This window comes from Streptococcus mitis (genome assembly GCF_001074635.1).
Classification (GTDB): Bacteria; Bacillota; Bacilli; order Lactobacillales; family Streptococcaceae; genus Streptococcus; species Streptococcus mitis_E.
The window spans coordinates 1-8,787 of the sequence record NZ_JUQO01000023.1 but is presented as its reverse complement, the minus strand read 5'-3'; the positions used below and the strand labels follow the sequence as shown (position 1 = coordinate 8,787).

The window sequence follows — 8,787 nt, the reverse complement described above, 5'->3', positions numbered from 1 at the left end:
AAAAAACCGCAAGCCTGAGCCTGCGGTGAGTGTAATCTTTTTTGAAATTTTTAAACAAAAAAGGAGCATTTAAGCTCCCTCCTTTGAAATAACGAACACTTGGCTGGTCGGTGTACCCAGCATCTCAGATACCTTTTTCAAGGTGCGGCAGGAACCTTTCTGCCCTCAAATGTCTTTCGTTAATATTATTCTAGCACTATCTACTTTTTTTGTCAAGTTTTCTCAATCTACCAGACTTAATACGACTTTGTAACTTGTAATCTTGTAAACGATACATTGTCGGAACATAAAAGAAATCTCCACTTTTATGTAACTTGATGGCAACAAGAACATTATCATCAAATCTTTTAACATATTCAAAACTAGCATCTTTCTCTCGTGGATTGATCCCAACGAAATCTGGGTTCCTTAGTATGAGTTCCAGGTCTTCGATATGATGAATCACATCATTATGATGCCGTTTCAACATATGACTTCTTAAACCTTCTTTGTTAACTTTAATATCACTAGCTTCAAGAACAATATTAAAAATTTCTTTTACTTCGTCAGTCACCTGACCGATCTTTTTATGTTCCATCATTTCCTCCGTTATTCCACAATTATTATATCACAATCATAGTGTATATTAGGATATATCACGCTCTATTATTCATTAGATACTCAATTTTAACTTTTCCCTTTTCCTCAAAATAATAGTATAATAGAGGTAGAATTTAGAATCGAGGTACACCTATGGCTGTAAAATTTACAAAACGAGACGACTTGGACAAGATGTTTGAAGAGTTTGCTAAACTCCCTGATTTGAAACAAGTCACTTTCCCTGATGACAAAGAGAAAAAAGCCAAAGCAGAAAAGAAAAACTAGATGACTGCTTTCCAACAACTCCCATCTAGTGTGCTTCAGACTGGAGCTATTTTCCTCTCCATTATCATTGAAGCCCTCCCTTTCGTGCTGATAGGAAGTATTGTCTCAGGGCTGATTGAAGTCTATATCACACCTGACAAGGTTTATCATTTTCTCCCTCGAAATCGTTGGGGGAGAATCTTTTTTGGTACCTTCGTCGGGATACTTTTTCCCTCTTGTGAATGTGGAATTGTGCCCATTATCAATCGTTTTCTGGAAAAGAAGGTCCCCAGTTACACGGCCGTTCCCTTTCTAGTAACAGCACCTGTCATCAATCCCATTGTTCTCTTTGCGACCTATTCTGCCTTTGGTAACTCCTTCCATATCGCCCTATTGCGAGCTCTTGGTTCCATTATTGTAGCTGTGATACTTGGGATTTTTCTAGGATTTTTCTGGCAAGAACCGATTCAAAAAGAAAATCGTCTGGCCTGTCATGAGCATGATTTTTCTAACTTAAATCCTGCAAAGAAAGTTTTTCAAGTCTTTGTGCAGGCCATTGATGAATTTTTTGACACAGGACGCTATTTGGTATTTGGCTGTCTCTTTGCCTCTATGATACAGGTCTACGTTCCAACTCGGATTCTGACCTCTATTAGTGCGACCCCTCTTTTTGCCATCCTGCTCTTGATGCTTTTGGCCTTTCTTCTTTCGCTCTGTAGTGAAGCCGATGCCTTTATCGGTGCTTCTCTTCTCTCGAGTTTCGGTTTGGCACCAGTTTTGGCCTTTCTCGTCATTGGCCCAATGCTGGATATCAAAAATATTCTCATGATGAAAAATTACTTGAAAGCACGATTTATCAGTCACTTCATTACGATTGTGACTCTTGTCGTCTTAGTGTATTCTCTCTTGATTGGAGTCATCCTATGATTCGATTTTTAGTTTTAGCTGGCTATTTTGAATTGACCATTTATCTCCATCTGTCGGGCAAATTAAACCAGTACATCAACATGCACTATTCCTATCTAGCCTATATTTCCATGGTGCTTTCCTTTATTTTGGCAATCGTTCAATTGTATATCTGGATGAAACAAGTCAAAACCCACAGTCATTTGAACGGTCGCTTGGCCAAGGTGACAAGTGTTGCTCTTCTGGCTATTCCGATTGTTGTCGGTTTAACTTTCCCAACTGTTAGCTTGGATTCTCAGACAGTTTCTGCTAAAGGCTATCATTTTCCGCTATCAGAAGGAACGGATCAAGCTATTCAGACCAGTGAAGGGACGACAAGCCAATATTTGAAACCAGATACCAGTTCTTATTTTTCAAAATCAGCCTATGAAAAGGAGATGCGAACGGCGGCGGATAAATACTTGTCCCAAGACAGTATTCAGATTACCAACGAAAACTATATGGAAGTCATGGAAGCCATCTACGACTATCCAGATGAGTTTGAAGGCAAGACAGTCCAGTTTACAGGATTTGTCTATAACGACCCCAGTCATTCTAATAGCCAATTTCTGTTCCGCTTTGGCATTATTCACTGTATCGCAGATTCAGGTGTCTATGGATTGTTGACAAAAGGAAATACCCGTCAGTATGAGAATAACACCTGGATAACAGCCAAAGGAAAACTGGTCAATCACTATCATAAAGAACTCAAACAAAACCTCCCAACCTTGGAAATCGATAGCTTTACCAAAGTCGATAAACCAGAAAATCCCTATGTGTATCGCGTGTTTTAAAAGAATAAAAAGACAAAAACGAACAAGTTCTCTTCTGAATGACAGAAAAAGAGCCTGTTCGTTTTCTTGTTGAGTCTAGGTAGACTTTTATTCTATATTAATTATCACTATTCAATCACTATCTCAGAGAGAATGAGAGAACCATTTATTAATCATACTAGCGATTTCTCTAGGTGCTTCAGTATAAAGCTCATGGCCAAAGTTCTCTAGAAAAATAGTATCAAAATAGTCTGGCAATTCTTTTAGGGCTTCCTCTCTCCATGTAGCTTCATTAGGATAGCGAGGACTAATAAACAAGGTATCTCTCACTTCTCTTTTAAAAGCTTGTATTTTCCTCCGTAGGCGGAGTATCGCTTCTATATTTTCATAATTTATAGCCAACTCATATCTATTATATTTCGCATTCCAGTGATAGGACTGTCTTACAGCTTTCTCCATATTTTCTGACCAATACTTTGTTTCGGATTTTTCTTTAGAAATAAGAAGATTTAAGTCCGAAACAACTTGAGATTCAATATAGTTTTTAGTTTCCTCTAACTCTGTATCTAAAGGTAAAATCTTATCTAAATCTAGATAGCCACCATCCAAAAGAATCAGTTTTGTCACTTCATAAAATTCCGATGCGAGATAACGAGCCAAATCTCCTCCAAGAGAATGACCTATCAGACAGATAGATTCTTCCTCTTCTATCGATTTTTTAAACCATGATTTCAATTCTGTTTCATCTCGAAGATGCTTTTCATATGGATTCAGAAAACAGACCTGCGAATCTAGTTCTTGAAGAAAATCCTTGCTATGATAGACATTGCTTCCCAAACCACCAATAAAATATTTTTTCATTCTCTACTTAATACTATGCTTATTCATCTTTTGTTCAAAGATAGTCGTGATAATCTGACGTAATTCTTCACGTTCTTTTTCTGGGATTTCACCACTTGTTTGGGCTGCAGCGTAGAGTTCAGGGTGTTCAATTGAAATACGTTTAATCGTACGTGTCGTAGCATGTTTTCTGACGAAAAACGGAATGCGCTTAATCAAGTCTTGTGGTACTAGTGCAAGAATCTTCTCAGCAGTTTCCTTGTCACTAATCTTAGACGTAGTCAGCCCCTTCTTAATCATTTCCTGTTCTTTTTCTGTAAAATCTTTTAATTCCATTCGATTAATCCTCCTATTTTCTTTAAGTTAAATTATATACCAATTGTAGCAAGACGACAAATAGTCTGTTTGTAAAATGCTCTCTATACTACAATTTTCCTGTCACTCATAATTGCTCTTTAATAAAAAATCACAAACCCATTTGGATAAATCACAAGCTGATTCTCCAATTCTTGGCAATTGCTTGCTAGTGCTACTACTTCTTTCTCTAAAAGATAATCATCTTTTGATTGGTTAAAGATCGCTTTAAGGACCCAGCCTTCGTATGTCCATTCCAGGGCTACTAGATCTGGTTTGATTTCTTGAAGGCTATACTTGCCATGCGAAATGATTACTGACGCGTATTTCCGAATCTTAATTAGCTTCTTCACGAAGTTTAACATATCATTGTCACTTGATACGCGTTCCCAAGGCATACAACGTCGACAATCTGGGTCTGGACCGCCAGTCAAGGATAACTCTGTTCCGTAATAGATGCACGGTGTTCCTTTTTGTAAAAAGAGAAAGGCTAGAGATGATTTGACCAGTTGAACATCCTCATTGGCCGTCCACAAGATTCGTTCTGTATCATGCGAATCCAAGAGATTAAACATAACTTCTGAAATCAGCTGCTTGTAATACATAGACTGACCATTGATTTCATCGATGAATTGGTCTGTCTTCTTAATTCCTCGTAAGAAATAGTCCTTGATACTATCAGATAAAGGGTAATTCATGACCGCATGGAACTCATCTCCATTTAGCCAAGGCTGAGACGTATGCCAGACTTCTCCTAGGATATAAAGATCAGGCTTTTTAGCTAAAACTGCCTTTCGAAAATCCTTCCAGAACTGATGGTCAATCTCATTAGCCACATCCAAACGCCAAGCATCGATATTAAATTCTTCAATCCAATAAGTCGCAACCTTTAAAAGATAATCCTTGACCTCTGGATTGGCTGTATTTAGCTTAGGCATATAGTCCTCGAAACCAAAAGCGTGATAGGGTAACTCTCTCTTATTGGCTAGTTTTTCAGTAGTCACTGGGAATTGTTGAATATGAAACCAATCCTTATAAGCAGACTGTTCACCATTTTGGACAACATCTTGCCATTGAGGAGATTGCGAACCAATATGATTAAATACAGCATCCAGCATGACTTTCATGCCACGCTGATGAGCTTGCTCGACCAGCTCCCGAAAGGTCTCCTTGTCTCCAAAATGACGGTCAATTTCAAAGTAATCCGTCGTATTGTACTTATGATTGCTCGTAGATTCAAAGATAGGACAAAGATAAAGTCCAGTAATTCCCAAGTCTTGCAAGTAATCCAGATGGTCAATAATCCCCTGTAAATCACCACCAAAGAAATCATCACTCTTAGGTGTGATAGATGAATCCCAGTCTAAAGCCCCCTCTGGGTTTAATTGAGCATTTCCATTAGCAAATCTCTCAGGAAATATCTGATACCATACCGTATCTGAAACCCAGTCAGGAACCTGGCAGGCATCAATCCCATGAAGATAAGGCAACTTAAATCCGTTTCCAATAGCATGAAGATTTTCTAGAGAATTTTCCACACACCCTTTATCACCATACAAAATACTTTGACCTTCTGTATCCTTGAGTTCAAAGAGATACTGGATACGTGCAAAGTAGACGGACACTTCAACCTGCCAATAATCAAATAGGGCAGCCGAAGTTATTTTGGACATTTCTTTTGTATCCTGATAAAACTCCTCCATAAAGATAAAAGGGTCTCCATAGTGCAAGTTGATGCTTTCAATGTCCCCTTTCTTAGTTCGAATCCGAATATGAAGCTTCTTATCCTTATAAAGATAGGCAAACTCCGACTCAGTCCTATGGTAAATAGCACTTAATTCCATCAATTTGGCTCCTTAAGTTTTAATCAAATTTTACGCAAACGTTTTCAAAATCAATAAATCCAGTATACTATTTTTGTAAACTATTTGCAAGAGCCTAAAAAACAGACAAAAAAGAGAACAAATTTGTCCTCTCTGTAAATCTTGATATCACTCATCAAATAATTTCTCTAACTGTCTGGTTGCTGATTCAATCTCGTAGCCATTTTCATCTATCAGCTGTTTCACCTTTTCTGTATCAAGCTCTCGATAATCTCTGACTGACAAAATTTTATCCGCCCATTCTTCAAGAGAATCTTTCAAAGACAAACTGTTATCATAGTTATCTAGTATCCTTGCATCTGGTAAATGCTTTGCTGTTACAACAGGTAAGCCATTGGCTTGCGCTTCAATGAGTACAATCGGTAATCCCTCAAAATTAGATGGAAAAAAGAAAACATCAAGAAGATTTAACATTTTTCCAACATTAGTAGTCAAGCCTGTAAAAATGACTTTATCTGCAACTCCATATTTTTTTGCCAAGTTTTCTAAAAACTCAGTATCTCCTCTTCCTATAAATACTAGACGAGAATTTGGTTCTTTTTTGACGATTTCAGAAAAAACCTTCACACAAAAACTTTGATTTTTTTGTTTTTCATATAGACGAGAAACTTGTCCTACGACTAAACAATCTTCTGGAATACCATATTCCTTTCGAAGTTGGACTTGCTTTTCTTGGTTATATATAAACTTTTCCACCTCAATGGCATTATGAATAACTAGTGCTTTTTCTCTTTCCTTACCATGATAAAAATGGTTCGACGCTTCTGTTCCACATGCCCAAAAATCGGTCGCATATTTTCCAACAAAAAGTCGATTAATGGGATGGATAATACGATGAAAATGTTCTGCTTGTGCACAATGTGCGTGAACAATTCTTTTTTCAATACCATATTTTTTTGCTAATTTTAAGAACTCTAGATGAGTCAGACCGTTTTGATTGGACCATAAAATATCATAACGATGAGCATTCTCCTTAAAGAAACGATCCCATTCCTTTAATGCCTGCTTAATATGAGGTCTTAACTTTGGAATTCGGTGAAAAACAATAGGATTTCTACAAATTGACTTAAAATGATCACTAAAATCAACATCTTTAGGTCCTTGTAGTAGAAATTCCAGTTCAAATTCAGATGTATCAATATGATTATAAAAATCTACCACAATTTTTTCTAATCCACCGATATCTGGAACTAATCCACAAACTAAAATTCTTTTCATATTTTTACCACCTTATTTTTTAACTTTAATACTTTTTGAATCATCAAAATGATTTGTCTACCACCTTCATGATTTCTAAACACGAAAACATATACACACAATATCGCCAAATAAAGCACAATTTTAACAACGATAGCCCAGATGAAATCCATTGCTGTAAACACAAATAAATCTAACAAACTAATGAACAAGATACTCAATCCAGCTGCAATAAAATGTTGTAACATCGTTTTAAAATATTCTGTTGAAGAAGCTTTCAATCCATACTTAAATACACTATAGGGTTCATACCAAGAACACGTTAATATTGTGGAACCTATTGTCCCTAACAATATTCCGGCGACTCCTAAATCTAGAACCATTAAAAAGTATAGAGAAAGGAAAATATTTAATAAAATTTCTGCAATAACTTTTTTATTTTGCTCATAACTCAATCCATGTACTGAAATGAATATTAAACTCGGTTTTCTATAGATTGTAAGGAAAAAATTAATGACAATTAAAATTTCAATCCATTGATTAAAAGAATTACTATTTCCCAACCAAATCAGCATAAATGGATGAATGAATAACAAATATCCCATACACCCAAAATAAGTCATACTAAACGTAATAAACTGGAATTTTTTAAGGAATCTAAGTGTATCCACGACAGTCGTATTTTCAGAATGAACTAAATTTCCTACAGAAGCAACGACAGAATTAATGACTGTACTTAAAATCATTCCAACGAATCCTAAAACATAGTTATAATTTCCATAGATTCCTATAGCTGCTAAGCTAATAAATTTGGCCATTAAAATACTATCTGTTTGAAAAACAACCTTTTCTCCAATACTCCCAAGCATATTCCCTTTAATATTGCGAATAAATTTATTTTTTTCTTCTTGATTGATAGGAGTCATTTCTTCATTATATAAATAATTATATAACCGATCAACAATACGAGACGTGACCACATTGTTAACAATATTTAACACACTTTCTATCAATAAATAGAACATAAAATTTTGGGTAAAGACGATGACTGCAATTTGTAACAACACTCGAAGCGTGTTTAATCCAAAATTCAATAAATTAACGACATAGTTTCTCTGATCAACATATAGTAATGTTCGTTTGTATGAGAAAAAATAACCAGAACTAGCATTAAACACAAAAATAAAGTAAATCCAATATAGTTCACTATTAATCGTATAATCCTTAATCATATAAGGGAAAAATAAGGATGAAATCGCCCCTAATATAAAAATTGATACACCAATAAGGCTATATAATTTTTTGTACAGAACCATAAAGGCATTAATTTTTCCATGATCATCTCTTGCTAATGGGGCATATAGTGCGTAACTCATGGCTTCCGCTATCCCTAGTTCAGCTAAAGATAAAATGGATACTATACTAGCTAAATAACTACTTAGCCCTAAATAAGTTACACCAAGATAACTTACAAAAACTGTCCGATTAATGAAACCAAGAATCACAGAAATTGGTTGTATGGCTAGAGCAATACTTGTGTTTAGCATAGCAAATTCTGTTCTACTTCTTTTCATACATAACCTCTATTCATTTAATTCTCCATAAAAAAGCTTATATAGATAAGATTGAGGAATTAATTCCTCTGGATTAATTTTATAGGTAGTTTTCATAATCGGAGTTGTTCTTAACACTTCTTCCCATTCGTGTTTATCATATATCTCATTTGCATGATCTCTTAAGAACCATACTCTCTCAGCCGGTGCTAAGACTGGTAATCCACCTACTAAGGCTTTGAATTCATCATTTAATTTATATTCGGATAAAATAAAATAATCCAACATCAAATAATGAATGAAAACTGGATATTTTCGGATGAAGTAAATATATAAATCCCGAATATGTTTAAAATATGATTTTTCTTTTTTCCCTGCTAGAAAGAAACTTGACCACTT

At 35.5% G+C, this 8,787-nt stretch carries 10 protein-coding genes; 3 read left to right on the top strand and 7 right to left on the bottom strand.

Features of this window, described 5'->3' with window-relative positions:
- Positions 1-196: 196 nt before the first annotated feature.
- Positions 197-577, bottom strand: coding sequence for a PBECR3 domain-containing polyvalent protein (locus tag ADI58_RS00975; RefSeq protein WP_033686988.1), 381 nt, complete (start codon positions 575-577; stop codon positions 197-199).
- Between the two features lie 155 nt (positions 578-732).
- On the opposite strand from ADI58_RS00975, the gene ADI58_RS11610 reads away from it, so the two are divergent.
- From ADI58_RS11610 to ADI58_RS00960, 3 genes are read left to right on the top strand one after another with little or no spacing between them, the layout of a single operon-like run.
- A complete protein-coding gene (locus ADI58_RS11610) occupies positions 733-864 on the top strand; it encodes an SPJ_0845 family protein (protein WP_000268685.1) in 132 nt (43 codons plus the stop codon).
- Positions 865-1,770, top strand: coding sequence for a permease (locus tag ADI58_RS00965; protein WP_049521123.1), 906 nt, complete (start codon positions 865-867; stop codon positions 1,768-1,770).
- Positions 1,767-2,582, top strand: a complete 816-nt coding sequence (locus tag ADI58_RS00960; RefSeq protein ID WP_049521122.1) for a TIGR03943 family putative permease subunit — start codon at positions 1,767-1,769, stop codon at positions 2,580-2,582. Before ADI58_RS00965 ends, ADI58_RS00960 begins: the two co-directional genes overlap by 4 nt.
- A 123-nt stretch (positions 2,583-2,705) precedes the next feature.
- Here ADI58_RS00960 and ADI58_RS00955 read toward each other — a convergent pair whose 3' ends face one another.
- The 6 genes from ADI58_RS00955 to ADI58_RS00930 all read right to left on the bottom strand — a co-directional run.
- Positions 2,706-3,422, bottom strand: coding sequence for an alpha/beta fold hydrolase (locus tag ADI58_RS00955; protein WP_049521121.1), 717 nt, complete (start codon positions 3,420-3,422; stop codon positions 2,706-2,708).
- 3 nt (positions 3,423-3,425) lie between these two features.
- The gene (locus ADI58_RS00950) at positions 3,426-3,737 is read right to left on the bottom strand and encodes a hypothetical protein (RefSeq protein WP_000420556.1); all 312 of its coding nucleotides are present in this window, start codon (positions 3,735-3,737) and stop codon (positions 3,426-3,428) included.
- 119 nt (positions 3,738-3,856) lie between these two features.
- The gene (locus ADI58_RS00945) at positions 3,857-5,599 is read right to left on the bottom strand and encodes a glycoside hydrolase family 13 protein (RefSeq protein ID WP_049521120.1); all 1,743 of its coding nucleotides are present in this window, start codon (positions 5,597-5,599) and stop codon (positions 3,857-3,859) included.
- Between the two features lie 147 nt (positions 5,600-5,746).
- Positions 5,747-6,856 (bottom strand): glycosyltransferase, encoded by a 1,110-nt coding sequence (locus tag ADI58_RS00940; protein WP_049521119.1) that lies wholly within the window; start codon positions 6,854-6,856, stop codon positions 5,747-5,749.
- Positions 6,853-8,409, bottom strand: a complete 1,557-nt coding sequence (locus tag ADI58_RS00935; RefSeq protein WP_049521118.1) for a lipopolysaccharide biosynthesis protein — start codon at positions 8,407-8,409, stop codon at positions 6,853-6,855. Before ADI58_RS00935 ends, ADI58_RS00940 begins: the two co-directional genes overlap by 4 nt.
- 9 nt (positions 8,410-8,418) lie before the next feature.
- A partial coding sequence (locus tag ADI58_RS00930; protein ID WP_049521117.1) for a capsular polysaccharide synthesis protein occupies positions 8,419-8,787 on the bottom strand: 369 nt, incomplete at its 5' end.

Bases quoted from the DNA above. Each gene is read 5' to 3' on its own strand.
- ADI58_RS00975 (WP_033686988.1), bottom strand. From the start codon at position 577: ATGGAACATAAAAAGATCGGTCAGGTGACTGACGAAGTAAAAGAAATT.
- ADI58_RS11610 (WP_000268685.1), top strand. From the start codon at position 733: ATGGCTGTAAAATTTACAAAACGAGACGACTTGGACAAGATGTTTGAA.
- ADI58_RS00965 (WP_049521123.1), top strand. From the start codon at position 865: ATGACTGCTTTCCAACAACTCCCATCTAGTGTGCTTCAGACTGGAGCT.
- ADI58_RS00960 (WP_049521122.1), top strand. From the start codon at position 1,767: ATGATTCGATTTTTAGTTTTAGCTGGCTATTTTGAATTGACCATTTAT.
- ADI58_RS00955 (WP_049521121.1), bottom strand. From the start codon at position 3,422: ATGAAAAAATATTTTATTGGTGGTTTGGGAAGCAATGTCTATCATAGC.
- ADI58_RS00950 (WP_000420556.1), bottom strand. From the start codon at position 3,737: ATGGAATTAAAAGATTTTACAGAAAAAGAACAGGAAATGATTAAGAAG.
- ADI58_RS00945 (WP_049521120.1), bottom strand. From the start codon at position 5,599: ATGGAATTAAGTGCTATTTACCATAGGACTGAGTCGGAGTTTGCCTAT.
- ADI58_RS00940 (WP_049521119.1), bottom strand. From the start codon at position 6,856: ATGAAAAGAATTTTAGTTTGTGGATTAGTTCCAGATATCGGTGGATTA.
- ADI58_RS00935 (WP_049521118.1), bottom strand. From the start codon at position 8,409: ATGAAAAGAAGTAGAACAGAATTTGCTATGCTAAACACAAGTATTGCT.